The following is a 26,168-nucleotide window of genomic DNA, read 5'->3' as shown; positions in this document are numbered from 1 at the left end:
GAATCGCTCCGCCGGGCTCCCGTTTTTCCTTCGATGTCCGTCCGCTTATTCGCGGCTGCCCAGCAGATTGAGCAGGAAGGTGAACATGTTGACGAAGTCGAGGTAGAGCGTCAGCGCGCCCATCACCACCGACTTGCCGACAAAGTCGGTCCCGCGGACATAGAAATACATGCTCTTGATCTTCTGCGTGTCATAGGCGGTGAGGCCCGCGAACAGCAGCACGCCGATGACGCTGATCGCCATCGCCAGCGCGCTCGACTGCACGAACATGTTGATCAGCAGCGCGACGAGGATGCCGACGACACCCATGATCAGAAAGGTGCCGAAGCCCGACAGATCCTTCTTGGTCGTGTAGCCGTAAAGGCTGAGACCCAGAAACGCCGCGGCCGTCGCGAAAAAGGTCGTCGCGATCGAGGTGCCGGTGAAGGCGATGAAGATCGTCGACATCGATAGACCCATCACTGCGGCATAGACCCAGAACAGCGCCTGCGCCGCCGTCGTCGACAGCTTGTTGATGCCAAAGCTGAGCACCAGCACAAAGGCCAGCGGCGCCAGCATCACCACCCACATCAGCGGGGTGCCGATCATCGACGCGGTAAAGCCCGACTGGAAGGCGAGCAGCGCGACGATACCCGTCAGCAACACGCCCGACGCCATATAATTGTAAACCGACAGCATGTACGACCGCAGGCCGGCATCGACGGCCTGGTCCATTGCGTTCGCGCCGGCCCCAAAACCGGAAGCCGCCATATTGGGGTCGTTCCAATTCGCCATTGTCATTCTCCATAACCGGCCAGCCCATACCGGCCGTGGCTGCCAATATCGTGATTTTGTCGCCGCCTTTCAAGCAAAACCGGAAATCGTTCAACTTTAGGTGGTTGCCGGATGCCCTTGGCTTATGATGCGCGCGCCATGTCCACCCATCGCCTGTTCGTCGCGCTGCGCCCGCCGCGCCCCGTCCGCAACCTGCTGCGCACCGCCATGCACGGCCTGTCGGCGGCCCGCTGGCAGGATGACGACCAGCTGCACCTGACCTTGCGCTTCATCGGCGAAGTCGATCGCCATCGCGGCGAAGACGTCGCCGCGGTGCTGGGCAGTCTGCACGCCGTCCCAATTACCGCGCGGATCGCCGGGGTGGGGATGTTCGAGCGAAGAGGATGGCCGCACACCGTCTGGGCCGGGGTCGAACCGGCGGCGGTGCTGGCCGGGTTGCACCACAAGGTCGACCAGTTGCTCGCGCGCGTCGGGGTATCGTCCGAAACGCGCGCCTTCGTCCCGCATATCACGCTGGCGCGGCTCAACCGTTCGGCGGGGCCGGTCGCGCCCTTTCTGGCGCAGCACGGCGATCTCGCCACTCCGCCGTTCGAATTCACCCACGTCATTCTGTATGAAAGCGCGATGGGACATGGCGGGTCGCGCTATCATCCCGTCGCGCGCTACCCGCTCGATCGCTCGGCGACCAGTGCGGCGGCGACTGCACCGACATCGTCCCATGTCGCGGCAAAACCGTCGTCTTCGCCATAATAGGGATCGGTCACGCTTTCGCCGCGGCGTTCGGGCACGAGATCGAGCATCAGCCGGACACGCGCGGTCGCATCGGCGGGCGCCAGCGCGCGAGCCTCGCGCAGATTGGCGGTGTCGGCGGCGAGGATCAGGTCGAAGCGGTAGAAATCCTCGCGCGCGAGCTGTCGGGCGCGCAGGTTCGATATGTCGATGCCGCGGCGCCGCGCCTCGGCCTGGGCGCGGGGGTCGGGCGGACGGCCGACATGCCAGTCGCCGGTGCCCGCCGAATCAAGCCGGGCGTCGATCCCCGCGGCGGTGAAGGCGGCGCGCGCCGCGCCTTCGGCGAGGGGCGAGCGGCAGATATTGCCGAGGCACAGGAACAAAATGGCGGGGATTTTGTCGCGATCGTCGTCCACGCTGCGCCCTTCACCGAAAAGTTGAACCGTCTTTCAACTTGCGCCTTTCCGCGGCTCTGCTAGCCATGGCGCGCACAAGATAGAGGTTCAGGGAGAGGGTTGCCAGATGGTCGAGAGCGCGAGCCAGCTTGAAGGGTCCGAAACCGCGCCCGCCGCCGAACCGAAGGCCACCGGATACAGCTGGTATGTGCTGTCGGTGCTGGTCGTCGTCTATATCCTGAACTTCATCGACCGGCAGATCATCAGCATCCTGGCGGTCGACATCAAGGCCGACCTGGGGCTCAGCGATTCGGATATGGGCTTTCTGGGTGGCGCGGCCTTCGCGGTCTTTTATGCGCTGTTCGGCATCCCGCTCGGGCGCTTGGCCGACAATTGGAGCCGTGTGAAGCTGCTGTCGATCGGGCTCACCCTGTGGTCGGCGATGACCGCGCTGTCGGGTTTCGCCTATGACCGCATGACCTTGACGCTCGCGCGCATGGGCGTCGGCGTCGGCGAGGCGACCGCCAGCCCGACCGCCTATTCGCTCATCTCCGACTATTTCCCGAAGCGTCAGAAAGCGACCGCGCTCGCCATCTATTCCTCGGGACTTTACCTTGGCGGCGGCGTGTCGCTGTTCATCGGCGCGGTGATCGTCGAAAGCTGGAACAATGCCTATCCCGGGGGCGGGCCGCTCGGGCTCGTCGGCTGGCAGGCAGCATTCCTGGCGGTCGGCGTTCCCGGCCTGCTGCTCGCATTGTGGGTCGCCAGCTTGCGCGAGCCGGTGCGCGGCGCAATGGACGGCGTGCCGGCGACAAGCTCGCCGACGCCGTTTCGCCAGTTCGGCAGGGATCTGTCGATGATCGTGCCGCCGCTTACCCTCTATGGCGCATGGCAGCGCGGCCCCGCGGCGCTCGCGATCAACATCGGCGTCGCGGCAGGGCTCGCCGCCTTTGCCTGGTGGATGATCGCGCTGACCGGCAACCTGCCGCAATGGTCGGCGGTCGCGCTCGGCTATTATGCCGTTTTTTCATGGGCGAGCACGCTGCGCGCCAATGATCCGGCGACCTTTCGCCTGATCTGGGGCACACCGGCGTTCATCTGCACGACGATCGGCTACGGGCTCGTCGCCCTCGCCGCCTATGCGCTCGCTTTCTGGTCGGCGCCCTATGCCGAGGTCGTGCTGGGGCTGCCCAAGCAGCAGCTCGCCTCGATCCTGGGCGCCAATGGCGCGCTCAGCGGATTCATCGGGGTCATCATCGGCGGCCGCGCCGCCGATGCGCTGCGCGCGCGCCATCCGGCGGGGCGCATCTGGATGATCCTGTTCGGCGTCGTCGCGCCGATCATCCCGATCTGGATCGGCTATACCACCGACAGCGCCCCGCTGTTCTATACGATGAACTTCCTTGCCGGACTGTTCGGCGCCGCAGCATTGGGCGCGGCGGCGGCGACGACGCAGGATCTGGTGCTGCCGCAGATGCGCGGCACCGCGACCGCCGCCTTTTTCCTTGGTACCACGCTGATCGGCCTGTCGTTCGGCCCCTATATGGTCGGGCAGATTTCGGACCTGACGGGCACGGTGGTGAACGGCCAGCCGGTCGGCAACCTGCGCGCGGGCATATTGTCGCTGATCGGCGTCGCGCCGGTCGCCGTCGCGCTGCTCCTCTATGCCTATCGCGCGCTGCCTGAGGCCGAGGCGACGCTTGTGGAGCGTGCAGCCGCGGCGCGCGGCGCCTGAACGATCAGCCGGCGGCAGGTCCGCCGGCGACGATCACCCCGCACGCGATGCGGTCGCCGCTGTTGCCGCTGGGATCAGTCTTCATGTCGTCGGGACCGGCGTGGATCACGAATGCGGCCCCGTCGGCGTCGAGCACCCCGCCCTCGCCCGCGAGGCGGGTGCCGACCAGTTGCAGCGTCGCGCGGCCGATGGTGTCGGGCTCGATCACCAGATTGGGCAGGTCGCCATGGTGGGCGCCCCGTGGATTGTCACGGCCATGCTCGGCGCCGGTCGGGTTCCAGTGGGCGCCCGCGGTGGTGAACTTCGGCGCGTCGCAGCGCCCGGTCTCGTGAATGTGCATAGCATAGGTGCCGGCGCCGAAGCCACGCGCGACGAGTTCGAGTCGCAACCCGCTACCGTCGCGATAGATATCGACGCGGCCGCGATCGGCGCCGCGCGCATCGACCAGATTGGCGTGCGCATCGGCGGTCGGCAGATTGGTGACGGGTGCCTTGCCGCCCATGTTGGCGCAGCCCGCGAGTGCGAGGGCACCAAGCAGCGCCGATACCGTGGTCATTGTCGGCTTACAGTGCGAACCCGTCGTCATCATGCTGCTCCCTGTCATCAAGATCGGAATCTAAACGTCAGATCGCGCGTTTCGATCCCCTCGCCGCGACGATGGCGCGTTTTGAAGCAAGTTCCAAGGGCATTGTCGGTTTTGGGGTGGGGATCGGGCGTTGATAATCCTCCCCATCGACTTGCGATGGCGAGGGGGACCGCCGCAGGCGGTGGTGGAAGGGTAGCAACGTCGCGGCCCCTCCGTCAGCCCTGCGGGCTGCCACCTCCCCATCGCAAGTCGATGGGGAGGATATTGCATTCGCAAACGGTCGAAACGCAGCATTTTATAAAATTCGCGCAGAGGCGCAGAGATCGCAGAGTTGCAGCGCACTCCCCTCTGCGTTCTCTGCGCCTCTGCGCGAATCCTGTTCTGACACTGCACTTCGGGCAAAAGACCGCAACCGGTCGATTCGCGTCACTCGACCCAGATCGGTCACGAACGACGGAAATGGGGTAGGGAACTTACCTTTGAACTCGTCATCTGCCGGGAACAGAAAAGGGGCCGCGAATTGCTTCGCGGCCCCCTCTATTTTTGCCGAGCGGCCCCGATCAAAGATCAGAAGACGCGGGCATATTGTTCGTTGCCGACAAAGCCGAGCTTGCCGACGCCGCTGCGCTTGATCACCGCCAACACCCGGTCGACGACGATGTAACGCGCATAGGGATCGGGCTGGACCTGCAATTCGGGTTCGACCGGCAGCGCCTTGGTCTGTTCCAGATATTGCGCCAGCTGCGCCAGGTCGATCGGCGTACCGTTCCAGGTGATCGTTCCCGCGGGATCGATCATCACCTTGTTCTTCTCCGGATCGACATTGCTCTGGCTGTCGGTCGGAACCGGCAGGTCGATCTTTACCGCATGGGTCTGGACCGGGATGGTGATGATGAACATGATAAGGAGCACGAGCATGACGTCGATCAACGGCGTCGTGTTCATGTCCATCATCGGTTCGTTTTCGTCCCGGTCTCCAACTGCCATCGACATAGGGTTATTCCTTCGTTCGAAAAATCGCCGACGCCGTTACAGGCGGCCGACCGTGCCCGAGCCAGCCGCAGGTTCAGAGATGAACCCGATTTTCTGGAAGCCGGCATATTGCATCGTGTAGATCGCGCCACCGATGCACTGATACGGGGTGTTCACGTCGCCGCGAATATGTACCTCGGGGAAATTTTCCTCGGTGATATTCTCGACGCCGCCGATATCCTCGATCAGCTGCTCCAGCTTTTTCTGGCCGCGTTCCAGCAGCTGCTTCGAATCCACGGGAGTCTGGCCCCAATAGACTTCGCAAGCGGTGCTTTCGGGATTCGGAAGCCCGTCGCCATCGGTGTCCGCCGAGCGGATCGACAGCAGCACATTTTCGGGCTTTGTCGTCGTCACCTCGAACGCCACGTCGGGAAGCTCGAGGTTCACCGTCTCCAGCACCACGGGAACCGTGATAAGGAAGATGATGAGCAGCACGAGCATGATATCGACGAGCGGCGTCGTGTTGATTTCGGACATCGGGGCCTCTTCGCCCTTGTCGCCTACACTCATCGCCATAGGATCAGTATCCTGTCACTAAAATTCATGTCACGGACATCGGGCTTGCACGCCGGGCGGCCTGCCTGCCCTGTCCAGTGGGTCCCGCCCCCGCCTTGCGGCGCGGGGCGGGCATCCCCATACCGCCTCAGGCCTTTTTCGGCGCGGCAGCCGGGGCGGCAGCCTTCGGTGCCGGACCCGACGGAACCGGCTTCACCTGGCCGTTCGACATGATCGAACCGAGCACGTCGTTCGAGAAGGTCGACAGGCGGCGGGCGATCGCCTTGTTGCGGCTCTGCAGCCAGTTGAACGCGAGCACCGCGGGAACCGCCACGATCAGACCGATCGCGGTCATGATGAGCGCTTCACCGACCGGACCGGCGACGGTGTCGATCGACGCCTGACCCGACGCACCGATCTTCACCAGCGCGCGCAGAATACCGATAACGGTACCGAACAGGCCGACGAACGGCGCGGTCGAACCGACGGTCGCGAGGAAGGCGAGACCGCCGTTGAGTTTCGAGTTGATGTGGTTCTGCGAGCGTTCGAGCGTACCGTGCATCCAGTCGTGCGCTTCGACGGGGTCGGTCAGCTTGTTATGCTCTTCATTGGCGCGCAGGCCGTCTTCGACAACCTGGCGATAGGCGCTGTTCTTTTCCAGCTTCGCGGCACCTTCGGCCAGCGTCGGGGCGCGCCAGAAATTGGCATCGACCGCCTTGCCCTGGTTCATCACCTTATTCTGTTCAAACAGCTTGGTGAACAGGATGTAGAGCGTGCCGACAAACATGATCAGCAAGGTCAGGAAGGTCAGCTGGCCGACGATACCGCCGTCGCAGAGCGCGGGGATCATGCCATAGGGGTTGGACCCTTCTTCCTTCACGCACATCGCCGCAGGCATCAGGGTGAGGCCGACGTCGTGGGCCGGTGCCGCAGCAGCGGCGTTCGCGATCAGATTAAACATATTGGATATTCCCTCTCAAGAAATTCGCTGAAATTCGGATGATGGACAGTCGCGCGCCGGATCAGCGCGGAATCTGCCACCGGATACGATTGCTGTAGTTGCCACCCTGCGGGTTGCCGGCACGGTCCTTGCCCGGATTGAACCGGCCGCGGCGCGTGATGAGCTTGCAGGTTTCCGCATCGAGGTCGGCATGGCCGCTCGACGAGGTGATGTCGCACGACGTGATCTTGCCCGTCGCGTCATAGCTGACGGAGAAACCCGTCGTGCCTTCACGCTCTTCGCGCATCGCGCGGGCCGGATAGTCGTCGTTCGTCGCCCAGCGCGCGGGGTTGCCACGCGGCGAACCGGCGGCGCTGAGATCGGGCGTCGGCGGCGGTGCGGGCGGTGCCGGCGGCACGAAAACCGGAGGCGGCGGCGCGGGCGGCGGCGTCGGCACCGACTGCACCGTGTTGGTCGTCACCGGCGGCGGAATCGGCGACGGCGGCGTCACGACCGGCGGCGGCGGCGGCAGGACATTGTCCGGCGGCGGCGGCGGCGGCGGTTCTTCCGGCGGCGGCGGTTCTTCGACGTCGACGACGTCCAGTTTTTCCGCGATCTTCTTGACGATGCTGATATTCAGGCCGTTGACGAGGCCATAGCCCATCACCGCCGTCAACAACCCCACCAAGACGATCGAGACTACCCTGCTTTTAGGGTCGACATTATCACCATAAGCCATTCAGGGACGACGCTCCTTGCTAGATCATCCTGACACCAATTCCCACCCGACAGGTCCAGTTGCCAAATGCCCGGATGATTTCCGATGCGTTCCACAGACCCGGCGGAGCTTCGTTCGGCTTATTATGTTTTTGCCGGACGTTTCGCGCCCGTCCTATCGCGGTGGCGACAAGTTCGCAAACCCTTTATCAGCGGTTAATGTGGCTTGTCCCATGATGGAAATTTCCGCGTCGCGAGCGGCGCCAATATGATGGAAAGTGAATCGACCATGCGCGTCCATGCTTCGTTACTGGCGGCCGGGCTTTTGGCCATGAGCCCAGGATTTGCAACGGTTTCGGCGATGCAGACGCCGCCGACAGCGACGGCAACCGGCCCCTTCACCTATGCCGATATCGCCGACCTGGCGACCGCCGCGCCGATCGCGCTCCACGCCCGTATCCACAGCGCGGCGGCGCTGAAACCCGCCCAGGCCGTCGGCGTCGCGGCCGGCCACAGCCGATTCTATGTCGAGGCCGATGTGGTCAGCCTGATTCGCGGGGCGGGGCCGCTGGCGGCGCGGGTCAACTACCTCGTCGATCTGCCGCTCGATGCGCGCGGCAAGCCGGTGAAGCTCAAGAAGAAACAGCCCGTCCTGCTCTTTGCCCGTCCTGTCGCGGGCGCGAGTGCGGGCAGCAACAGCACGAGCAGCATCCGGCTGGTCGCGCCCGACGCGCAGTTGCCCTGGGACGCGGCGACCGAATCGCAATTGCGCGCGATCCTGACCGAGCTGGTCAAGCCGGGGGCGCCGCCCGCGATCACCGGCATCGCCAACGGCTTTCACGTCCCCGGCACGCTGCCCGGCGAGGGCGAGACGCAATTGTTCCTCGATACCAGCACCGGCGAGCCGGTATCGCTGACCGTCCTGACCGCCGCCAACGGGTCGCGCCGCTGGGCGGCAGCGTTCGGCGAGATCGTCGACGGGTCGGCAGAGGTCCCGGCGCGGAATACGCTCGCCTGGTACCGGCTCGCCTGCGGGCTGCCGCGCCAGTTGCCGCTGAACAAGCTGGCGGGCACCGCGCCCGAGGATCGCCGCAAGGCGGCGTCCGATTATGGCGTGGTGCTGGGCGCGCTCGGCGACTGCGCGCGCACCCGCAAACCGCCGGTGCGGTAAAGATTTGCTTCGCGGCGCCCCAGGCGCGCGGGGCTTGTTTCGCTGACAAAAGCCGATAGGGGCCGGACCGGAGGGCGGGCGATGGCGCGCGCCCGGATACGGAGTCCCGCATGTCGCCCCACCCTGCCCCGACCGCCCCCCGTCCGCCGCTGCGCGTTGCGCTCGCCGGGATCGGCGTCGTCGGCGGTGGCGTCGTGCGGCTGCTCGAGGCGAATCGCGAGCTGATCGCACGTCGCGCCGGCCGGTCGGTCGAGATCGTCGCGGTATCGGCGCGCGACCGGCACAAGGACCGCGGCATCGACCTGACGCGCTATCGCTGGGAAGACGATATGGACGCGCTGGTCGCCGCCGACGACGTCGATGTCGTCGTCGAGATGATCGGCGGCGCCGACGGGTCGGCGCTGACGCTGGCGCGGCACGCGCTGGGGGCGGGCAAGGCGCTGGTCACTGCCAACAAGGCGATGATCGCACATCACGGGCTGGATCTGGCGCGACTCGCCGAAGAGCGCGACACGCCGCTGAAATATGAAGCCGCGGTCGCGGGCGGCATCCCGGTGATCAAGGCGATCCGCGAGGGCGCGTCGGCGAACGAGATCGCGCGCGTCTATGGCATCCTCAACGGCACCTGCAATTATATCCTCACGCAGATGGAGCGGAACGGCGCCAGCTTTGCCGAGGCGCTGGGCGCGGCGCAGGCGGAAGGCTATGCCGAGGCCGACCCGGCCTTTGACGTCGACGGGATCGACGCGGCGCACAAGCTGTCGATCCTGGCGGCGCTGTGTTTCGGGACAAGGCTCGACATCGGCGCGGTGACGGCGAACGGCATCCGGAACCTGATCGCCGCCGACATCCGCGAGGCCGAGGCGCTGGGCCACCGCGTCCGCCTGATCGGCATGGCCGAACGCAACGAAAGCGGGCTGTACCAGCATGTCCAGCCGTGCCTGGTGCCCGCCGACCATCCGCTCGCCTATGTGCCCGGCGCGCTCAACGCGGTGGTCGCCGAGGGCAACTTCGTCGGCCGCCTGTTCTTCGAGGGCGCCGGCGCGGGCGCCGGACCGACCGCCTCCGCCATCGTCGCCGACATCATCGACATCGCGCGCGACGAATATGGCCCCGCCTTTGCGATGCCGGTCGATTCGCTCGACGCCGCACCGGTCGCCGACGCCGGCGCGCGGGTCGGCAAACATTATGTCCGCCTGATCGTCGAGGACCGCATCGGGGTGCTGGCCGAGATCGCCACCGCGATGCGCGATGCCGGGGTGTCGATCGAAAGCTTTATCCAGCGCGGGACCGACGAGGAAGATGGCGTCGTCATCGTGCTCGTCACCCATGCAGGCCCGGCACGCGCGATCGATGCGGCGCTCGCGATCCTGGCGAAATCGGACCATGTCGTCGGCGCGCCGATGCTGATGCCGATCCTGGCCCTTTAGCCTTCCGGTTCTGCCGGCGGCGCCGTCCCCGTTTCGGGGTCGGTCGCGCGCTTCGCCATTTCGTACAGCGCATTATATTCGGGGCCGGGTGGATAGCGGCCGCCGATCGACATCCAGTTGTACGGCAGCTTGTCGAGGCTCATCGCCTTTGCCTCGGCGCGCGGCAGCTTGGGCGGTGCCTCGCGGCCTTCGTTGGCGATCGCGCGCAGTTCGGGGGTCAGGCGGTGGCGCTGGGTATCGGTACCGCACACGTTGATCGAGCCGTCGTCGGCGGGTTTGCAGCGGCGGATCGGGTCGACCAGTTCCTTGGCATTGGCGGCGGCGGTTTCGGCGTCGCGCGGCGGTGGCGGGGCGGGTGGCCCCTGCACCTGTGCTGCGGCCGTCACCGGCACGACGCAAAGGAGCGTCACAGCGGCTCCGAATCGGGCGAAGCATCCTCGACAAGCAGAGCGACCGGCCATATGGCGCGCACCATGCCCGAGCGGGGCGACAAGGCAAGATGTAAAGACGGAGATCGGCGGACATGACGACCAGCGGCAGCAACCTCGACCGGGTGCTCGTACTCGAAATGGTGCGCGTCACCGAAGCCGCGGCGATCGCCGCCGCAAAACTGATCGGTCGCGGCGACGAGAAAGCCGCCGACGCCGCCGCGGTCGAAGCGATGCGCACCGCGTTCAACACGCTGTATATGGATGGCACGATCGTCATCGGCGAAGGCGAACGCGACGAGGCGCCGATGCTGTACATCGGCGAAAAGGTCGGCAGCGCGCCGGGCAAAGGCCCGAAGATCGACATCGCGGTCGATCCGCTCGAAGGCACGACGATCACCGCCAAGGCCGGCCCCAACGCGCTCGCGGTGCTGGCGATCGCCGAGGAAGGCTGCCTGCTCAACGCCCCCGACGTCTATATGGACAAGCTGGCGGTCGGCCCCGGTTACTCGCCCAATGTGGTCAATTTCGACAACAGCATCCGCCAGAATGTCGAAGCCGTTGCCAAGGAAAAGGGCTGCACCCCGGCAGAGGTGATGGTGTGCGTGCTCGACCGCCCGCGCCACGAAGCGATGATCGCCGAGCTGCGCGCGCTGGGCTGCGGCGTCGCGCTGATCCCCGACGGCGACGTTGCCGGGGTGATCGCGACAACCAATCCCGACACCAATGTCGACATCTATATGGGTAGCGGCGGCGCGCCCGAGGGTGTGCTGGCGGCGGCGGCGCTGCGCTGTGTCGGCGGCCAGTTCAAGGGCCGGTTGCTGTTCCGCAACGACGACGAGCGCAAGCGCGCTGCGAAATGGGGCGTCGAGGATCTCGACCGCGTCTATGACCTGGAAGATCTGGCCAAGGGCGACGTGATCTTTGCCGCAACGGGCGTGACCGATGGATCGCTGCTGCGCGGCGTCAAGCACCGCCGCGACGGCGTGATGACCACCGAAACGGTGGTGATGCGCGCATCTTCGGGGACGGTGCGCTGGGTGAAGGGCGAGCACCGCATTAGCTGAGAGCCGGTTGCCGATGCGCTTGCGCATCGAGCAACGCCGGGCTAGGTGCCGCGCAATCGCATGGACCCGGTGCAAATCCGGGTGGCTATTCCGGCCGCCGATCCGCCGGACGACATCACACATGATATGATTTCTGCGTCCAAGCTGGCGCCATGTGCCTTGTTGTGGAATTTCAATGTCTGTTTCCTTGTCGTCGTATCGCCACCAGTGGTTCACGGACGGCGCCTCGCTGCGCCGCGAAATTCTGGCCGGAATCGTCGTTGCGCTTGCCTTGATCCCCGAAGCGATCGGGTTTTCGATCATCGCCGGGGTTGATCCGCGCGTTGGACTTTACGCGTCGGTCGCGATCGCGATGGTTGTCGCGTTTACCGGCGGACGCACCGGCATGATCTCGGCTGCCACCGCAGCGGTCGCCGTTCTCGTCATCCCGTTGGTGCGCGATCATGGCGTCGAATATCTGTTTGCGGCGACGATCCTGATGGGGTTGATCCAGATCGTTGCCGGGCTGCTGCGGCTCGACCTGTTGATGCAGTTCGTGTCGCGGTCGGTCATCACTGGTTTCGTCAACGCGCTGGCGATCCTGATCTTCATGGCGCAGTTGCCGCAGCTGATTAACGTCGGCTGGCAAACCTATGCGATGGTCGCGGGCGGGCTGGCGATCATCTATCTGTTACCGCGCCTGACCAAAGCGGTGCCGTCGCCGCTGGTCGCGATCCTGATCCTGTCGGCGATCAGCATCGGTTTCGGCTTGCCGGTCAATACGGTGGGCGACATGGGCAAATTGCCTGAAGGCCTGCCGGCCTTTGCGTTGCCGAACGTTCCGCTGACGTGGGAAACGTTCCAGATCATCCTGCCCTATTCGCTCACCATGGCGGCGGTCGGGCTGCTCGAAAGCCTGCTCACCGCGCAGATCGTCGACGACATGACCGACACCGACAGCGACAAGCAGCGCGAATGTGCCGGGCAGGGCGGGGCGAACATCGTCGCGGCCTTCTTTGGCGGCATGGGCGGCTGTGCGATGATCGGCCAGTCGGTGATCAACGTGACGTCGGGCGGCCGCGGGCGGCTGTCGACCTTTACCGCCGGGGCGTTCCTGCTGTTCCTGCTGGCGGTGCTTGGTCCGTTCGTCGGGCAGGTGCCGATGCCCGCGCTGGTCGCGGTGATGATCATGGTGTCGATCGGGACATTCAGCTGGAATTCGATTCCCAATTTGCGCCGTCATCCGCCGACATCGTCGATCGTCATGCTGACGACGGTGATCGTCGTCGTGGCGACGCATGACCTGTCGCTCGGCGTCTTGGCGGGCGTGCTGCTCTCGGGGGTGTTTTTTGCCGGCAAGGTGCGGCGGATGTTCGCGGTCGAGCGTGAGCTTTCGGCCGATGGCACCACCGCGACGTACCGCGTCACCGGGCAGATTTTCTTTGCCTCGGTCGATCGTTTTACCCGCGCGTTCCAGACTGAAAGCGAGGTCGGCCATGTGCTGATCGACGTTTCGGCGGCGCATTTCTGGGATATTTCGGGGGTCGGAGCGCTCGACAAGATCGTCGCCAAGTTGCGGCGCGAGGGACGGAGCGTCGATGTGGTCGGATATAATCGCGCCAGCGCCGATATCGTCGACAAGTTCGCGCTGCACGACAAGACCGGCGTGGAGATCGGGCTGGTCCCGCATTAACCTCGCCAGGTCGAACCCGACGGGTCAAAAGATGCCCGCCGCCAACCCCTCCGCCAATGCCGCGCCCAGATCGCGGGCGTCGGCGAGGCGGTCCGCCCCGATCGTCTTTGGCGCCAGGATCGCTTCCGGCGTCTGTGCGGCGGTGTTTACGATCATGCCCTCAACCACCCGTTTCAGGCGCCAGCCAGTCGCGATGCGGTCGAGTTGGCGCTGGGCGTTTTCGCCGTCGGACCCCGCGCAGATGATCGTCGCATAGGGGCGGCCTTCGAGCTGGCCGAGGCACGGATAATAGCAAAGGTCGAACATCTCCTTCATCGCGCCCGACAGCGCGGCGAGGTTTTCGGGACCGATGAAGAGATAGCCGCCCGCCGCGATGAGACGGTCGGGGGTGACGTCCTCGGCGCGGACCAGCTGCCCCGCCGCCCCGGCCCCCGCGGCGGCGGCGTGCGCGAGCGCTGCGCTGCCGCCGGTGCGGCTGTGCCAGACGATCAGGAGCGCGGGGGCGTCGGTCATGCAGCGATGCTTGCCAAGCCGCGACGTGCGGCGCAAGCTGGCGTCAAAATATGGGGGAGAGACGATATGCGCCGATTGACCGCCCTGCTGCTCGCCAGCGCCCTGCCCTTTGCCGCGATCGCCCAGGACGCCGCAAGCGAGGCGACGCGCGCCGCGCAGGCCGCACTCGCCCAGCGCCTGCCACTGGACGACCCGCGCGACATGGCGAATGCGACGCGCGGCAAGCTGGCGGAGATTCCGGACGGGGTCATATTGGACAAGCAGGGCAAGACGGTGTGGGACCGGCGGCCCTATGCGTTTCTTGATGCGGCCGAAGCGCCCGACACGGTCAATCCGTCGCTGTGGCGGCAGGCGCGGCTCAACGCGGTCCATGGCCTGTTCGAGGTCGTCCCCGACAAGATCTGGCAGGTGCGCGGCTATGATATTTCGGTGATGACGATCATCCGCGGCAAAAGCGGGTGGATTATCGTCGACCCGCTGTTGACCGAGGAAGCCGCCGCGGCGAGCTGGAAATTGTTCGCCGATACGGTCGCGGCGAAATCGGGCCAACGGCCGATCAAGGCGGTGATCTTTTCGCACAGCCACAGCGACCATTTCGGCGGCGTCGGCGGGATTGTCACGCCCGAACAGGTCAAGCGCGACAAGATCCGCATCATCGCGCCGCATGGCTTTTCGGAGGAAGCGACCGCCGAAAACGTCCTCGCCGGGACCGCGATGGGGCGGCGCGCGCTGTATATGTTCGGCGCGATCCTGCCGCCCGGACCCGCGGGGCAGGTCGATACCGGGCTGGGGCCGAAACTGTCGTCGGGGACGATCGGCTATATGGAGCCGACCGAGGTGGTCGGCACCGGCGGCGGCACCCTCAGCATCGACGGGCTGGCGTTCGATTTCCTCGACGCGGGCGGCACCGAAGCGCCGTCGGAGTTTGTGTTCTATATCCCGGCGTACAAGGCGCTGCACACGACCGAGATCGTCACCCGCAATTTGCACAATGTGCTGACCCTGCGCGGCGCGCAGGTGCGCGATGCGCTGCGCTGGTCGAAGATTATCGACGCGATGCTGGTCAAATGGGGCGGCCAGGCCGAGGTCGCGCTGGCGTCGCACCACTGGCCGACATGGGGCGCGGGCGACGTATCGGCGCTGCTCGCCAACCAGCGCGACGTCTATCGTTATGTCCACGACCGCACCCTGTTCCTCGCCAACCGCGGCGCGACGCTGCACGAACTGGCCGACGCGACCCCCGATGCGCCGGTGCAGGGGCGCGATTTCGGGACGCGCGGCTATTATGGCACGCTCAACCACGACATGAAGGCGGTGTACCAGCGCTATTTCGGCTGGTGGGACGGCAATCCGGCGAATTTCAACCCGCTGCCCCCGGAGCAGTCGGCGCCCAAATATGTCGCGCTGGCGGGCGGCGCCGACAAGCTGCTGGCCGCCGGCCGCGCGGCGATCGCGGCGGGCGACTATCGCTGGGCGGCGGAATTGCTGAACAAGCTGGTGTTTGCCCAGCCCGATAACGCAGCAGCGCGCGCGGCGCTGGCTTCGGCGTATGACCAGCTGGGGTATCAGGCCGAATCGGGCGCTTGGCGGAACTATTATCTTGCCGCCGCGGCGACGCTGCGCGGCACCGCGATCGAAAATGTCACCGGCAACGGGCAAAGCCGCAGCTTCGTCAGCGCGATCCCCACCAGCGTTTTCTTCGACGCGCTGGCGACACGTTTCGACGCCGAAAAGGGTGCAGCGCTGAACGGCACCTTCCAGTTCGTGCTGCCCGACAGCAAGGAGATGGTGGCGATCGTCGTCGGCGGCGGGGTCGAGGTGCCGCGCTATGGCGTGACCGCGCCCGCGCCGACCGCAACCGTGACGCTCGATCGCCGGACGCTCGACGATGTGATGCTGGGGCAGGCGCAGTTTCCGGCGCTGATGCAGTCGGGCGCGATCCGGATCGACGGCGACACCGTGGCGTTCCTGTCGTGGTTCGCGCTGCATCCTCCGGCGGACCCGCGGTTCAATGTGGTTGTGCCCTAGGCCCCAGACACGGTAACGGGGACGCATGACCGACACCCCCGCTGTCCACCAGACCGACCCGTTCGATCCCGAAGCGCTGAACGCCGCCGAGGGGCTCGATCCGGTCGATCCCGCTTTTGCCCAGGTGCTGCGCATCGCGACGGCGCTGAACCTGATCCCGCTGGCGATCGGGGCGAGCGTGTTCGATTATCTGCTGATCCGCCATATCGAGGGGCCGTACGGGCTGATCACCGCGCTGGCGTGGCTGATCGCGATCATTGTCATCCTGACCTTTCCGTCGCGGCGCGTCGCGCGCTGGGGATACAAGATCGGCGAAGGACAACTGCGCGTCGCGCGCGGCTGGTTGTTCCGCACCGACACCATCGTGCCGTTCGTGCGCGTTCAGCATATCGATGTCGGGCAGGGTCCGGTCGAGCGCTGGTTCGGCCTGTCGCACCTGATCGTCCACACATCGGGGACGCACAACAGCACCGTCACCCTGCCCGGCCTGCCCGCCGACCTGGCCGCCGCGATGCGCGAGACGATCCGCCGCCATATCCAGACCGATTTCGCATGAGCGACGCCGCCGCCGCGGCACCCGCCGCCCCGACCATCGACGACGACGCGAACTGGCAGCGGCTGCACCCGGCAACGCTGGCGCTGGCGATCGTCAAGCTGGGGCCGCGCAGTGTGAACTTCCTGCCCGCGGTCGCGGCGCTGGGCTTTACCGGCAACTGGGTGTGGATCGTCCCGGCGCTGCTGGCTTTTCTGCTGATCTCGCTGGTCGCGGCGTGGTTGCACTGGTTGCGCTTCCGGTTTCTGGTCGGCGACGACGAGATTGTGATCGAAAGCGGGGTCCTGTCGCGCCAGCACCGTACCATCCCGTTCGACCGCATTCAGGACGTCAGCATCGAACAGGGGCTGGTGTCGCGCGCACTGGGCATCGCCAAGGTCGGGTTCGAAACCGGCGCCGGCGGCAAGGAGAATGACGCCGACCTCGACGCGATCGCACTCGATGCGGCGCAGGCGCTGCGCACGACGATCCGCGCGCACCGCAGCGACGCGATGCCGACCACGGCCGCAGCGGCAAGCGATGCGACCGAGACGGCAGCGGAGCACGGGGACCGGTTGTTGTTCGCGATGACCCCGCGTCAGCTCCTTCTGGCAGGCCTGTTCAACTTTTCGCTCGCCGCGCTCGCCGTTGTCGGTGCGGCGATGCAGTTTTTCGACGATTTCCTGCCCTTTGATTTCAATATCTTCAGCATCCGCGACTGGACCGGTCTGGCCGAACGCTACGGCCTCGAACAATGGGTCGTCGCGCATCGCTGGGTCGCCGCAATCGGCGCTGCATTGTCGCTGCTCCTCATCGGTTTCGCGAGCGGGATCGTGACGATGTTTTTCGCCAACTGGGATTTCCGCCTGACCCGCGAACCGCGCGCGCTGCGCCGTACCCGCGGGCTGACGACGCGCACCGACGTCGCGGTGCCGGTGAAGCGCGTGCAGGCGGCGATCCTGCTGACCGGCTGGTTCCGCCGCCTGTTCGGCTGGCACGAACTCAGGCTGCAAAGCCTGGCGAGCGACGGCGAGAAGGAACGCGACCATCAGGTCGTGCCGTTCGCCAAGCTCGATGACATCGATCTGGTGCTGGCCGAAGTCGCGATCGCGCGCCCTGCCCCCGATGTCGCGTGGCAGCAAAGCCACAGCGTCATCGCGCTCGGCGGTCTCGTCGGCGCACTGGCCGCAAGCACCGGCGGGCTGGTCGCGGTGGCGTTCGGGCAGGCGCTCGGCTGGTTCGGGCCGGTCGTCGGCCTGGCGATTGGTGCGGCGGCGCTGTTCGGGGTGCGTTTCCATCGCTGGACCGACCTTGGCGAACAGGTCGCGATCCGCCGCGGTTTCTGGAAACCCAGGCTGACGTTGCTGCCGCACGCATCGGTGCAGAGCGTCGACCTCAAGAGCGATTTCATCCTGCGTCCGCTCGGCCTCGCGACCCTGGTGTTCGGGGTTCCCGGCGGCAGTTCGCTCGCCAGCCATGAAATCCCGGCGATCCCGCTGGCGACGGCGCGCGACCTGCGCGACCGCATCCTGACCGCGCGAGCCCGCGCATGAACGAAGCGGCGCTGGGCATCACCCGCTCGATCCTCGGCCAGCCGTGGCACTGGCGCCGCGCGAGCGCCGATATGGCGTCCGAAAATCTCGCCCCCGACGATCTGGTCACCCAGCTGTTGCTCGCCCGCGGGGTGAACCGCGACGATCTCGACCGCCAGCGCAGCCCGACCTTGCGCGGTTTCATGCCCGACCCGTCGCTGTTCCGCGACATGGACGCCGCCGCAGCGCGGCTGGCCGATGCGGTCGAACGGCAAGAGGCGGTGACGATCTTTGGCGATTATGATGTCGACGGCGCGACGTCGGCGGCGCTGCTGGTGCGGCTGCTGCGCGGCCTCGGGCTGCCCGCGGGCGCTTATATCCCCGACCGATTGATGGAGGGTTATGGCCCCTCGGGCGCGGCGCTGGTCAAGATCGGCGAGGCGGGATCGAAGCTGGTCGTCACCGTCGATTGCGGCGCGCAGGCGTTCGAGGCCATCGCCGAAGCCAATGCGGCGGGGGTCGAGGTGATCGTCGTCGACCACCACCAATGTGCGACGATGCTGCCTGCGGCGCTGGCGCTGGTGAATCCCAACCGGCTCGACGAAGCGCCTGACGCCGCGATCCACGGCAATCTGGCCGCGGTCGGGGTCGCCTTCCTGCTCGGCGCGGCGCTGCTCCGCACCCTGCGCGCGCGTGGCTTTTTCGCAGGCCGCGACGAGCCCGCGCTGATCGACCTGCTCGACCTGGTCGCGCTCGGCACCGTCGCCGATGTCGCGCGGCTGACCGGCTTCAACCGCGCGCTGGTGACGCAGGGGCTGAAGGTGATGGCACGGCGCGGCAACACCGGGCTGGCGGCGCTGATGGACGCGGCGCGGCTGACCAAGCCGCCGACCGCCAGCGACATGGGCTTTGCGCTCGGTCCGCGGATCAACGCCGGCGGGCGCGTCGGCAAGTCCGACCTTGGCGTGCGCTTGCTGACGACGTCCGATCCGCAGGAAGCCGCCGAGATTTCGCAGGAACTCAACCGGTTGAACGAGGAACGCCGCGCGATCGAAGCGGGGGTGCTTGAAGAGGCAATGGCGGCGAGCACCGCTTGCGGTAACGCGCCCGTCGCGATCGTCGCCGGGCAGGGCTGGCACCCCGGGGTGATCGGCATCGTCGCCGGACGGCTGAAGGAGCGGCTGCACCGCCCCGCGATCGTCATCGCGGTCGATGACGCGGGTGTCGGCAAGGGATCGGGGCGCTCGATCAGCGGCGTCGATCTGGGCGCAGCGATCCTCGCCGCAAAGGAAAGCGGGCTGCTCGTCGCGGGCGGCGGCCATGCGATGGCGGCGGGGCTGACCGTCGCCGCCGACAAGGTCGATGCGCTCGGCGCCTTCCTGAACGACCGGCTCGCCGCCGATGTCGAACGCGCGAGCGGTGACAAGTCGCTGTTGATCGACGCGGTGCTCGCGCCGCGCGGCATTTCGCCCTTATGGTGCGACGCGATCGAAAGCGCCGGTCCCTATGGTGCCGGCTGGCCCGCACCGCGCGTCGCGACCGGGCCGGTGCGAATCGTCGAGGCCAGCATCGTCGGCACCGACCATGTCCGCCTGATCGTCGTCGGCGACGATGGCGCGCGGTTCAAGGCGATGGCGTTCCGCAGCGCCGAAACCGAGCTCGGCCAGACCCTGCTCCACGCGCGCGGCGGGCGCAAATTATGGCTCGCGGGCCGCGCCAAACGCGACGACTGGGGCAGCCGCCCCGCCGCCGAGCTGCATCTGGAGGACGCCGCCTGGGCCGAATGACCCGGCATCGCGCAACATTTTTACGCGCACGGCGCGCCAGCGCGCTTGACCGTATGAACAAGCGAGTCTAAGGCGCCGCTTCACCGAACGACGGCCCCTTCGTCTAGCGGTCTAGGACGTCGCCCTTTCACGGCGAAAACACGGGTTCGAGTCCCGTAGGGGTCACCACGGTCAGGCGCGCGGTCGGCGGGCTGTTGCTCCGAAAATTCCCGACCCAGCGGCCCCTTCGTCTAGCGGTCAGGACGCGGCCCTCTCACGGCTGAAACACGGGTTCGATTCCCGTAGGGGTCACCAAGGGATCTTTTCATATCCTCCCCGCGATCGACCGCCCACCGACCGGTCGCGCCATCCGCCGGAACAGCATCAGAAATTCTTGAGATTCCCGTCAAGACGTCGCGTCCGCAAGGCGACTAACCTGCGCGGGCAAGCGAAAGGAGAATCGTCATGCCGATATGTGCTGTTTACAACAAATGTGCGGCGGGCTTGTCCCGCACGGGGCGGATGTTGGTCGCATCCGCGGCGCTCGCCGCGCTTGGAGCCTGCGCGGGGCCCGGCCAGCGCTATGTCGATGCAGAGACCGGCGAATATCTGCAGTTCATCGACGACAGCCACGTGAAATATGTCGGCCATTTCAATGACCGCGAATGGCTGTATGAAGCCGATCGCAGCTCGAACGGCGACATATTGGAAATGAAAATGCGGCATCCCGACGTCGGAACGCTGTCATTCAGGCAGAACCGGGAGGGCTGTCTGGCCGGCGCGATGTGGGGCAGCGCCAAAGGGAAGTATCGCCGTTTTTGCCCGCAATAGGAGCGGCGCGAACATATGCGTTGAAGCCAGGGTCAGAACCTAGGGTCAGGACCCTAGTTGAAATCGCCCGGTTGCGGCTGCGTGCGGTTCGGCGGCGCTTTCACCACCGGCGGCTGGACCTTCGGCTGACCGCCTCCGCGCGGCGGTGCGCCATTGTCGTTGGCGCCGCGCCGCCCTGTCTGTTCCTCGATCCACTGCTGGTCGAGGACCGGCCCCGGTTCGGGCGGCGGCGGTGCCGTCGCTTCGGGAGGGCGCATGTCATAGGGCAGTTCGATCGGCATGCCATTGTCGTCGACCAGCCCGTCCTCTCCCGGCTCGCCCATATAGGCGTCACCCTCGTCCTCCAGCTGCCATTCGGGCAGCACGACTTCGGTGTCGAACTGTTCCACCGGGCGCCGCGCCACCGCGATGCGCATATAATCGGCAAAGGCTTTGGCCGGCGCTCGCCCGCCCTGCAGTCCCCCGACGGCTTTCGCGTCGTCGCGGCCCATCCAGACGCCGGTGGTCAACCCGCTGGAAAAGCCCAGAAACCAGCCATCCTTGTTGCTCGACGTCGTTCCGGTCTTGCCCGCCACCGGACGACCGATCTGCGCCGCGCGGCCGGTCCCGGTGTTCACCGCGGTTTGCAGCAGGTCGGTGATCCCGGCGGCGACCCATTTGTCGACCAGCACCTGGCCGCGCTCGGCGGGGCGCTGGTACAGCAGCCGCCCGTCGGCGGTTGTCACCTTGGTGATGCCATAGGGTTCGACCGAAACCCCGCCGCGCGCCACCGCGGCAAAGGCCGCGGCCATGTCGATCACCCGCACCTCGGCGCTGCCCAGTACCATCGACGGGTGGGTGTTGATCGGGGTGGTGATGCCGAACCGCCGCGCCATGTTGGCGACCGCCGAAAAGCCGATTTCGTCACCCAGCTTGGCGGCGACGGTATTGACCGAATAGGCAAAGGCGCTGCGCAGATCCATCGCGCCCGCAAAACGCCCCGACGAGTTGCGTGGGCTCCAGCCGTTGATCGTCACCGGTTCGTCGACGACCGGATCGCCGACCTTATACCCCGCCTCCAGCGCCGCCATATAGACGAACAACTTCCACGCCGACCCCGGCTGGCGCAGCGCCTGCGTCGCGCGATTGTAGTTGGAGCTGACATAGTCGGTACCGCCGACCATCGCGCGCACCGCGCCGTCGCGGTCGAGCGAGACGAGCGCGCCCTGCACCCCGGCCGGTGTATTGGCCTGGATCGAGGCGGTCGCCGCGCGCTGCATATTGAGGTCGATCGTCGTATAGACGTCGAGTGCTTCGCTGCCCTCGTCGATCAGCATGTCGAGCTGCGGCAGCGCCCAGTCGGTGAAATAGCGCGCGCTGTTCTGCCCGGTTTCCTGCGCCAGCTGGACATCGGCCGGCTTGGCGCTGTCGGCCTGCGCCTGCGTAATCACCCCGGCATCGACCATCACGCCGAGCACGACCCCGGCGCGGCCCAGCGCGGCCGAGGCATCGGCGGTCGGCGAATAGCGCGACGGTGCCTTGACCAGCCCCGCGACCACCGCCGCCTCGGACAGCGACATTTCGGTCGCGCTATGGCCAAAGAAACGCCGCGACGCCGCGTCGATGCCATAGCTGCCGCCGCCGAAATAGACCTTGTTCAGATAAAGTTCGAGGATTTCGTCCTTCGAAAATTTCCATTCGAGCGCGAGGGCGAGGATCATTTCGCGCGTCTTGCGCCTGAAGTCATAGCTGTTCGACAGAAAGACGTTGCGCGCCAGCTGCTGGGTGATCGTCGATGCGCCTTGCAAGCGGCGGCCGCTGCCGCGGTTCTGCACGGCCACAACCGCGGCGCGCGCCATGCCCACCGGGTCGAGCCCCGGGTGATAGCGAAAGCGTCGGTCCTCGACCGCGACCATGGCGTCCTGCATCACCTGCGGCGTTTCGCGCAGCGTCAGCCAGCGGCCGTAATTGGGGCCGAGTGACAGGAACACGGTGCCGTCGGCAGCGCGGACGCGGATCGTCTGACCGGCGGGGGATTTCTTCAGTTCCTCGAAACTCGGCATCCGCTGCACCGCCAGGCCGACCGCGACCGCGACCGCGACAAACGCGACCAGCCCCAGCGCCAGTCCCCAGCGGAACAGGCGCCGCGTCCACAGACGAAAGCGCGATGGTTCACCGCCGCCCGGCGCGCGCGCAGATTTTCCGGTGGCCGATTTTCCGGGCGAAGCCGACTGTCGTTCGCGACGCAAAGCTGCTTATTCCTTCCCTCGCCACGCCCCTGCGGCGTCAGCTGATAGCGCCGCCGCCGGGCGCCGACCGTATCAGTCGTTGCCGGAGCCTGCGTCATCCGGCCCGCGCTCGGCGAAGTCAAGCGCCGCGCTGTTGATGCAGTAGCGCAGCCCCGTCGGTCCGGGTCCGTCGGGAAACACATGGCCCAGATGTCCCTCGCACGCCGTGCAGCGCACTTCGGTGCGGATCATGCCGTGGCTGGTGTCGGTCCGTTCGGTCACCGCCGCCTCGCCGGCAGGCGCGGTATAGCTCGGCCAGCCCGATCCGCTGTCATATTTGGTCCGGCTGTCGAACAGCGGCGCGCCGCATCCGGCACAGCGATAGACGCCGTCGCCCTTGTGGTCGGTATATTTGCCGGTGAACGCGCGTTCGGTGCCGCCTTCGCGCAGCACATGGTGCGCCATCGGGTCGAGCGGTTTGCCGGGGGTCGGGTTGGTCATGCTGGATATCTCCTGCGCGGCTGGCGAGCATCGCCCGGATCGCCGGTCGCACCCGATATCGGGTCTGGGGTGACATGCTGCAAGAGGTCGGTACCCTGCCCCGCATCCTATTTTTACGCGCGTTTAACCATGATCGCCTAAGGCTTTGGGCGTGAAGCTGCGTCTTGTCCTGGGATTGCTGCTGGCGCTCGCCAGCCCGCCGGTCAGGGCGGCGCCGTGCCTGCTTTGCGCCGCCGACGCCCCCGGGGCAGCGCGGGTCCGCGATTCGGCGGTGCCGCTGCGCGTCGAGGTCGAAACGCGGCTCGACATGGGCCGCATCGCGGTCGGCGCGGGCGGCGGCGAAATTGAAGTCGACCCCGTGACGGGCGCCCGGCGCCTGCGCGGCGATGTCATCGACCTCGGCGGCTTCGCGCTCACCGGCACGGTCACCGTTCGCGGCGAACCGGGCGCCGAAGTGCGCGTCATCCTGCCGGCCAGCGTCGATCTGGAGGGCAGCCACGGCCGCACCGCCCGCGTCACCGGCCTTGCGACCGATCTCAGCGCCGCACCCCGCCTCGGCCCCGACGGCCGCCTGCAATTCCGCTTCGGCGGGCGGTTACAGATCGCGGGCCTCGACGACGGCGATTATCGCGGGCGGATTCCGGTGACCGTGGAGTATCAATAGGGCGGTTGATGCCGTTCCTCTTGCAATCGGCGGCGACTTATTGTGCGGCGAATGGTGGAGAGCCAGTGACCGGCCCGACCCAGAAGAAACCGTCATAGTCGTCCGCTGCCCTATTTTCAGTGGCAACGAGTTCGACAAAAGGTGAGCGGCCAAGGTCTGCGCTACCCCGTATCTGGTGGATGCCGCAGTCTAGCCCTTCATCGGTGAGAGGTTTCCCATCATCAACCGCTGCCGCCGCTTTGCGAACGCAGTTCCAGCTGGTTCCTGCCGCATAGCGCATGTTCAGCGCCAAAGTATTGTCGTAACGATTGAGCCGCGCCGCCATTGGGTCGAACCGGGCACCACCCCAATCAACCGTTCGCTTCCGAGCGTGGAAATTGCCGACGAGGATCAGCACCCGATCATAATTGGCCCGCTGAGCGGCGTGAACTATATTCTCCGCCTGCGCCGCTTCATGTGGCCCTTGCCCGGCCAAATCAGCAAAGCGCTGGGACTGAGCCGCATCGCGATCACCGTTGAACGCGACAATGCCGATGGGTAAACCTTTTTCTTTCAGGCCGTGCAATCCTACGAGCATCGCGAACATCGCCTGGCTGGCCACGCCATCCTGTCGACCGGTCCACCCAATGTCCCCGAGAGACTTTTGGAACTGATCCTTGGGCAGTGCCCACGCAGTTTGCAGAGCCGGATCATCCGTCGCGCTTTTTTCGACGGCAACCAGAACTCGCTCTCCCTTGGTGGCTAGGGCGCAGGCCAAGCTGCCGATGAATTCCGGTCCTTGTTGCGTGCCGTGGATTTCGCCGAAGACCACATAGCGTGGATTACGCTGCGCTACCTCATTCCACCCTTCTGGTTCATGACATTCGGTCGCTTTCGATGTCGGGGGCAGCGAGGCCTCGAGCGCGGTGGCTCGTGCCTGATCGAATGATGTCAATAGCAACAGGCTTGCTACGAGCGTCATCACCGTACCTCCCCCCACAAGTCTATTGGCCCAGTTCTACTCCGGCTTGCGATCTTGGTAATCGGCCAAAATGACCTACCTAATCCCGCGTGCCGAACAACGCCGTTCCGACGCGCACGTGCGTCGCGCCCAGCATCACCGCGGTTTCATAATCGCCGCTCATCCCCATCGATCGCCCCGTCAGCGCATGACGCTCGGCCAGTTCGTCGAGCAACGCAAAGAAGGGCGCGGGTTCGATGTCCGCGGGGGGGATGGCCATCAGGCCTTCGATCTTGAGGCCTGCCGCTTTCGCTTCGGCCAGCAACGCAGGCAGGTCGGCGACCTTGCAGCCGCCCTTTTGCTCTTCGTCGCCGATATTCACCTGTACGAACAGCTGCGGCTGCCTGCCCGCCTTGTCGCAGGCCTTTGCCAGCGCCTGCACCAGCGACGAACGATCGACCGAATGGATCGCGTCGAACATCGCCACCGCTTCGTCGGCCTTGTTCGATTGCAACTGGCCGATCAGGTGGAGTTTGATGTCGGGGGTTTCGGCGCGCAGCTCGGGCCATTTCGCCGCGGCCTCCTGCACCCGGTTTTCGCCGAAATGGCGCTGGCCCGCGGCAATCAACGGCCGGATCGCGGCGGCATCGTGCGTTTTAGACACCGCGATCAGGCAGATGTCGTCGGCCTTGCGGTGCGCGCGCGCCGCCGCGTTGGTGATCTTCGTCTTTATCTCGTTCAGCCTGTCCGCCGCGTCGCTCATCGATCATCCCGTCCCGGCGCGTTGCGTGCGCCCGCGACGCGCCTATAGAAAGGGCGATGGTCCGACGCCACCCCCTGCCGCCGCAATGGCTGTTCAGCGACGAGCGGCTGGCGATCGGTGTGGTGCGATTGGCGGCGTTACTGCCGCCGGGCAGCGGGATCGTACTGCGGCACGACAGCCTGGCCCGCGGCGCGCGCTGGCGCCTGTTGCGGCGGCTGATCCGTGTGGCGCGGGCGCGCGGGCTGACGATCCTGCTCGCCGGGGCGCCCGATGTGGCGCGGCGGTGGGGCGCCGACGGTGTCCACCTGCGCCAGCATGACGCGCGCCGCGCGGCGCAGGCACGGCGGCTCGGCTTGCGGCTGACGATGCCGGTGCATGACACGCGCGAGGCCCGCCGCGCGCGCCGCGCCAAGGCCGACGGCGTGTTCATCTCGCCGCTCCACCCGACCCGGTCGCATCCCGGGGCCAAGGCGCTGGGACTGGCCGCGTGGCTACGGCTGGCGCGGCTCGCGGGCGGCCAGCCGATCGCGCTCGGCGGGATGGCCGCTGCGCGCGCGCGTCAACTCATCCGGCGGACAGGCGGACTCAACCCCGGCTGGGCCGCAATCGATGCGTGGGAGCAAAAGGCCGCCCGGCGCGGGGCAAAGGCTGCGTCGATATTTGGGTCAGGGCGAGTCGAAAATGGTGGCGTTCCGCGACCCGGAGCGCAGCGCACTTAAG

Annotated in this window: 26 protein-coding genes, 2 tRNA genes and 1 other annotated feature; of the genes, 15 read left to right on the top strand and 13 right to left on the bottom strand. The window is 66.4% G+C overall.

Translation table 11 applies throughout. From position 1 onward, the window contains the following. Positions 1 to 45: 45 nt before the first annotated feature. Entirely contained in the window at positions 46 to 774 is a 729-nt protein-coding gene (locus tag IR187_RS09035) for a Bax inhibitor-1/YccA family protein (RefSeq protein WP_194954280.1), read from the bottom strand. A 138-nt stretch (positions 775 to 912) separates the two neighbouring features. Between IR187_RS09035 and thpR the strand changes: the two genes are divergently transcribed. Beyond that, positions 913 to 1,524, top strand: a complete 612-nt coding sequence (gene thpR, locus IR187_RS09030; protein WP_194954279.1) for an RNA 2',3'-cyclic phosphodiesterase — start codon at positions 913 to 915, stop codon at positions 1,522 to 1,524. Here thpR and IR187_RS09025 read toward each other — a convergent pair. Continuing rightward, a complete protein-coding gene (locus IR187_RS09025) occupies positions 1,437 to 1,919 on the bottom strand; it encodes a low molecular weight protein-tyrosine-phosphatase (protein ID WP_194954278.1) in 483 nt (160 codons plus the stop codon). The two genes, thpR and IR187_RS09025, sit on opposite strands and share 88 nt — an antisense overlap. A gap of 106 nt (positions 1,920 to 2,025) precedes the next feature. Between IR187_RS09025 and IR187_RS09020 the strand changes: the two genes are divergently transcribed. Beyond that, complete coding sequence (locus IR187_RS09020) at positions 2,026 to 3,633, top strand: MFS transporter (protein ID WP_194954277.1); 1,608 nt, start codon at positions 2,026 to 2,028, stop codon at positions 3,631 to 3,633. A gap of 4 nt (positions 3,634 to 3,637) precedes the next feature. On the opposite strand, the gene IR187_RS09015 is transcribed toward IR187_RS09020, so the two are convergent. The 5 genes from IR187_RS09015 to IR187_RS08995 all read right to left on the bottom strand — a co-directional run bounded on the left by IR187_RS09015 (position 3,638) and on the right by IR187_RS08995 (position 7,425). Next, complete coding sequence (locus IR187_RS09015) at positions 3,638 to 4,219, bottom strand: superoxide dismutase family protein (protein WP_228765678.1); 582 nt, start codon at positions 4,217 to 4,219, stop codon at positions 3,638 to 3,640. Between the two features lie 567 nt (positions 4,220 to 4,786). Beyond that, on the bottom strand, positions 4,787 to 5,212 hold the full coding sequence (locus tag IR187_RS09010; RefSeq protein WP_194954276.1) for an ExbD/TolR family protein: 426 nt from the start codon (positions 5,210 to 5,212) through the stop codon (positions 4,787 to 4,789). Between the two features lie 36 nt (positions 5,213 to 5,248). After that, a complete protein-coding gene (locus IR187_RS09005) occupies positions 5,249 to 5,767 on the bottom strand; it encodes an ExbD/TolR family protein (protein ID WP_194954275.1) in 519 nt (172 codons plus the stop codon). Between the two features lie 127 nt (positions 5,768 to 5,894). Continuing rightward, entirely contained in the window at positions 5,895 to 6,707 is an 813-nt protein-coding gene (locus IR187_RS09000; RefSeq protein WP_228765676.1) for a MotA/TolQ/ExbB proton channel family protein, read from the bottom strand. Between the two features lie 61 nt (positions 6,708 to 6,768). Beyond that, positions 6,769 to 7,425: an energy transducer TonB gene (locus IR187_RS08995; RefSeq protein WP_194954274.1), complete on the bottom strand. Its 657-nt coding sequence runs from the start codon at positions 7,423 to 7,425 to the stop codon at positions 6,769 to 6,771. Between the two features lie 339 nt (positions 7,426 to 7,764). On the opposite strand from IR187_RS08995, the gene IR187_RS08990 reads away from it, so the two are divergent. Both IR187_RS08990 and IR187_RS08985 read left to right on the top strand, forming a co-directional pair. After that, positions 7,765 to 8,574 carry a hypothetical protein gene (locus tag IR187_RS08990; protein ID WP_228765674.1) on the top strand — a complete coding sequence of 270 codons (810 nt, stop codon included), beginning with the start codon at positions 7,765 to 7,767 and terminating at the stop codon, positions 8,572 to 8,574. Between the two features lie 110 nt (positions 8,575 to 8,684). Beyond that, entirely contained in the window at positions 8,685 to 10,004 is a 1,320-nt protein-coding gene (locus IR187_RS08985) for a homoserine dehydrogenase (RefSeq protein ID WP_194954273.1), read from the top strand. Here the strand turns inward: IR187_RS08985 and IR187_RS08980 are convergent. Next, positions 10,001 to 10,414 (bottom strand): hypothetical protein, encoded by a 414-nt coding sequence (locus IR187_RS08980; protein WP_324187673.1) that lies wholly within the window; start codon positions 10,412 to 10,414, stop codon positions 10,001 to 10,003. The genes IR187_RS08985 and IR187_RS08980 overlap by 4 nt on opposite strands. Before the next feature lie 113 nt (positions 10,415 to 10,527). Here IR187_RS08980 and glpX point away from each other — a divergent pair, with 113 nt between their 5' ends. Together glpX and IR187_RS08970 are read left to right on the top strand one after the other, a co-directional pair. Then, positions 10,528 to 11,499 (top strand): class II fructose-bisphosphatase, encoded by a 972-nt coding sequence (gene glpX, locus IR187_RS08975; RefSeq protein WP_194954271.1) that lies wholly within the window; start codon positions 10,528 to 10,530, stop codon positions 11,497 to 11,499. A 59-nt stretch (positions 11,500 to 11,558) separates the two neighbouring features. Continuing rightward, positions 11,559 to 11,614: a sequence feature (sul1 is cis-regulatory element that is thought to sense ions involved in sulfur or methionine metabolism; They are found in Alphaproteobacteria), on the top strand. A gap of 60 nt (positions 11,615 to 11,674) precedes the next feature. Continuing rightward, positions 11,675 to 13,171 (top strand): SulP family inorganic anion transporter, encoded by a 1,497-nt coding sequence (locus tag IR187_RS08970; protein ID WP_194954270.1) that lies wholly within the window; start codon positions 11,675 to 11,677, stop codon positions 13,169 to 13,171. Positions 13,172 to 13,195: 24 nt separating this feature from the next. On the opposite strand, the gene IR187_RS08965 is transcribed toward IR187_RS08970, so the two are convergent. Further along, positions 13,196 to 13,684 (bottom strand): NAD(P)H-dependent oxidoreductase, encoded by a 489-nt coding sequence (locus IR187_RS08965; protein WP_194954269.1) that lies wholly within the window; start codon positions 13,682 to 13,684, stop codon positions 13,196 to 13,198. A gap of 66 nt (positions 13,685 to 13,750) precedes the next feature. On the opposite strand from IR187_RS08965, the gene IR187_RS08960 reads away from it, so the two are divergent. From IR187_RS08960 to IR187_RS08935, 7 genes are all read left to right on the top strand, one after another. Then, positions 13,751 to 15,712, top strand: coding sequence for an alkyl/aryl-sulfatase (locus IR187_RS08960; protein WP_194954268.1), 1,962 nt, complete (start codon positions 13,751 to 13,753; stop codon positions 15,710 to 15,712). A 25-nt stretch (positions 15,713 to 15,737) separates the two neighbouring features. Next, positions 15,738 to 16,268 (top strand): PH domain-containing protein, encoded by a 531-nt coding sequence (locus tag IR187_RS16760; protein ID WP_228765673.1) that lies wholly within the window; start codon positions 15,738 to 15,740, stop codon positions 16,266 to 16,268. Beyond that, positions 16,265 to 17,797: a PH domain-containing protein gene (locus IR187_RS08955; protein WP_228765672.1), complete on the top strand. Its 1,533-nt coding sequence runs from the start codon at positions 16,265 to 16,267 to the stop codon at positions 17,795 to 17,797. The genes IR187_RS16760 and IR187_RS08955 overlap by 4 nt, the downstream gene beginning before the upstream one ends. Then, a complete protein-coding gene (gene recJ, locus IR187_RS08950; protein WP_194954267.1) occupies positions 17,794 to 19,563 on the top strand; it encodes a single-stranded-DNA-specific exonuclease RecJ in 1,770 nt (589 codons plus the stop codon). The genes IR187_RS08955 and recJ overlap by 4 nt, the downstream gene beginning before the upstream one ends. Positions 19,564 to 19,655: 92 nt before the next feature. Continuing rightward, positions 19,656 to 19,731: transfer RNA gene (locus tag IR187_RS08945), tRNA-Glu, on the top strand. A gap of 51 nt (positions 19,732 to 19,782) precedes the next feature. Then, positions 19,783 to 19,857: transfer RNA gene (locus IR187_RS08940), tRNA-Glu, on the top strand. Between the two features lie 207 nt (positions 19,858 to 20,064). Further along, positions 20,065 to 20,373 (top strand): hypothetical protein, encoded by a 309-nt coding sequence (locus tag IR187_RS08935; RefSeq protein ID WP_228765671.1) that lies wholly within the window; start codon positions 20,065 to 20,067, stop codon positions 20,371 to 20,373. A 53-nt stretch (positions 20,374 to 20,426) separates the two neighbouring features. Here IR187_RS08935 and IR187_RS08930 read toward each other — a convergent pair whose 3' ends face one another. Beyond that, positions 20,427 to 22,601 carry a transglycosylase domain-containing protein gene (locus tag IR187_RS08930; protein WP_194954265.1) on the bottom strand — a complete coding sequence of 725 codons (2,175 nt, stop codon included), beginning with the start codon at positions 22,599 to 22,601 and terminating at the stop codon, positions 20,427 to 20,429. Between the two features lie 72 nt (positions 22,602 to 22,673). Beyond that, entirely contained in the window at positions 22,674 to 23,081 is a 408-nt protein-coding gene (gene msrB, locus IR187_RS08925; RefSeq protein ID WP_194954264.1) for a peptide-methionine (R)-S-oxide reductase MsrB, read from the bottom strand. A gap of 151 nt (positions 23,082 to 23,232) precedes the next feature. Between msrB and IR187_RS08920 the strand changes: the two genes are divergently transcribed. Then, positions 23,233 to 23,745: a DUF4402 domain-containing protein gene (locus IR187_RS08920; protein ID WP_324187672.1), complete on the top strand. Its 513-nt coding sequence runs from the start codon at positions 23,233 to 23,235 to the stop codon at positions 23,743 to 23,745. 37 nt (positions 23,746 to 23,782) lie between these two features. Here IR187_RS08920 and IR187_RS08915 read toward each other — a convergent pair whose 3' ends face one another. Both IR187_RS08915 and IR187_RS08910 read right to left on the bottom strand, forming a co-directional pair. Further along, positions 23,783 to 24,706: a hypothetical protein gene (locus IR187_RS08915; protein WP_194954263.1), complete on the bottom strand. Its 924-nt coding sequence runs from the start codon at positions 24,704 to 24,706 to the stop codon at positions 23,783 to 23,785. Positions 24,707 to 24,785: 79 nt separating this feature from the next. Next, positions 24,786 to 25,448, bottom strand: coding sequence for a YggS family pyridoxal phosphate-dependent enzyme (locus tag IR187_RS08910; RefSeq protein ID WP_194954262.1), 663 nt, complete (start codon positions 25,446 to 25,448; stop codon positions 24,786 to 24,788). A 56-nt stretch (positions 25,449 to 25,504) separates the two neighbouring features. Between IR187_RS08910 and IR187_RS08905 the strand changes: the two genes are divergently transcribed. Continuing rightward, positions 25,505 to 26,167 (top strand): thiamine phosphate synthase, encoded by a 663-nt coding sequence (locus IR187_RS08905; RefSeq protein WP_194954261.1) that lies wholly within the window; start codon positions 25,505 to 25,507, stop codon positions 26,165 to 26,167. Position 26,168: the final 1 nt, after the last annotated feature.

Origin of the sequence: Sphingopyxis solisilvae (assembly GCF_015475875.1) — a bacterium.
GTDB classification, from domain to species: Bacteria; Pseudomonadota; Alphaproteobacteria; order Sphingomonadales; family Sphingomonadaceae; genus Sphingopyxis; species Sphingopyxis solisilvae.
This window is presented reverse-complemented; position numbering and strand designations above follow the sequence as displayed.

What these genes read in the sequence shown, in the direction of transcription:
- IR187_RS08905 (WP_194954261.1), top strand. Translation starts at nt 25,505, where the DNA reads ATGGTCCGACGCCACCCCCTGCCGCCGCAATGGCTGTTCAGCGACGAG.
- IR187_RS08990 (WP_228765674.1), top strand. Translation starts at nt 7,765, where the DNA reads ATGCAGACGCCGCCGACAGCGACGGCAACCGGCCCCTTCACCTATGCC.
- IR187_RS08965 (WP_194954269.1), bottom strand. Translation starts at nt 13,684, where the DNA reads ATGACCGACGCCCCCGCGCTCCTGATCGTCTGGCACAGCCGCACCGGC.
- IR187_RS08995 (WP_194954274.1), bottom strand. Translation starts at nt 7,425, where the DNA reads ATGGCTTATGGTGATAATGTCGACCCTAAAAGCAGGGTAGTCTCGATC.
- IR187_RS09005 (WP_194954275.1), bottom strand. Translation starts at nt 5,767, where the DNA reads ATGGCGATGAGTGTAGGCGACAAGGGCGAAGAGGCCCCGATGTCCGAA.
- IR187_RS09035 (WP_194954280.1), bottom strand. Translation starts at nt 774, where the DNA reads ATGGCGAATTGGAACGACCCCAATATGGCGGCTTCCGGTTTTGGGGCC.
- IR187_RS08960 (WP_194954268.1), top strand. Translation starts at nt 13,751, where the DNA reads ATGCGCCGATTGACCGCCCTGCTGCTCGCCAGCGCCCTGCCCTTTGCC.
- IR187_RS08955 (WP_228765672.1), top strand. Translation starts at nt 16,265, where the DNA reads ATGAGCGACGCCGCCGCCGCGGCACCCGCCGCCCCGACCATCGACGAC.
- IR187_RS09000 (WP_228765676.1), bottom strand. Translation starts at nt 6,707, where the DNA reads ATGTTTAATCTGATCGCGAACGCCGCTGCTGCGGCACCGGCCCACGAC.
- IR187_RS08915 (WP_194954263.1), bottom strand. Translation starts at nt 24,706, where the DNA reads ATGACGCTCGTAGCAAGCCTGTTGCTATTGACATCATTCGATCAGGCA.
- recJ (WP_194954267.1), top strand. Translation starts at nt 17,794, where the DNA reads ATGAACGAAGCGGCGCTGGGCATCACCCGCTCGATCCTCGGCCAGCCG.
- thpR (WP_194954279.1), top strand. Translation starts at nt 913, where the DNA reads ATGTCCACCCATCGCCTGTTCGTCGCGCTGCGCCCGCCGCGCCCCGTC.
- IR187_RS08985 (WP_194954273.1), top strand. Translation starts at nt 8,685, where the DNA reads ATGTCGCCCCACCCTGCCCCGACCGCCCCCCGTCCGCCGCTGCGCGTT.
- glpX (WP_194954271.1), top strand. Translation starts at nt 10,528, where the DNA reads ATGACGACCAGCGGCAGCAACCTCGACCGGGTGCTCGTACTCGAAATG.
- msrB (WP_194954264.1), bottom strand. Translation starts at nt 23,081, where the DNA reads ATGACCAACCCGACCCCCGGCAAACCGCTCGACCCGATGGCGCACCAT.
- IR187_RS09010 (WP_194954276.1), bottom strand. Translation starts at nt 5,212, where the DNA reads ATGTCGATGGCAGTTGGAGACCGGGACGAAAACGAACCGATGATGGAC.
- IR187_RS08970 (WP_194954270.1), top strand. Translation starts at nt 11,675, where the DNA reads ATGTCTGTTTCCTTGTCGTCGTATCGCCACCAGTGGTTCACGGACGGC.
- IR187_RS09020 (WP_194954277.1), top strand. Translation starts at nt 2,026, where the DNA reads ATGGTCGAGAGCGCGAGCCAGCTTGAAGGGTCCGAAACCGCGCCCGCC.
- IR187_RS09015 (WP_228765678.1), bottom strand. Translation starts at nt 4,219, where the DNA reads ATGACGACGGGTTCGCACTGTAAGCCGACAATGACCACGGTATCGGCG.
- IR187_RS16760 (WP_228765673.1), top strand. Translation starts at nt 15,738, where the DNA reads ATGACCGACACCCCCGCTGTCCACCAGACCGACCCGTTCGATCCCGAA.
- IR187_RS08935 (WP_228765671.1), top strand. Translation starts at nt 20,065, where the DNA reads ATGTTGGTCGCATCCGCGGCGCTCGCCGCGCTTGGAGCCTGCGCGGGG.
- IR187_RS08910 (WP_194954262.1), bottom strand. Translation starts at nt 25,448, where the DNA reads ATGAGCGACGCGGCGGACAGGCTGAACGAGATAAAGACGAAGATCACC.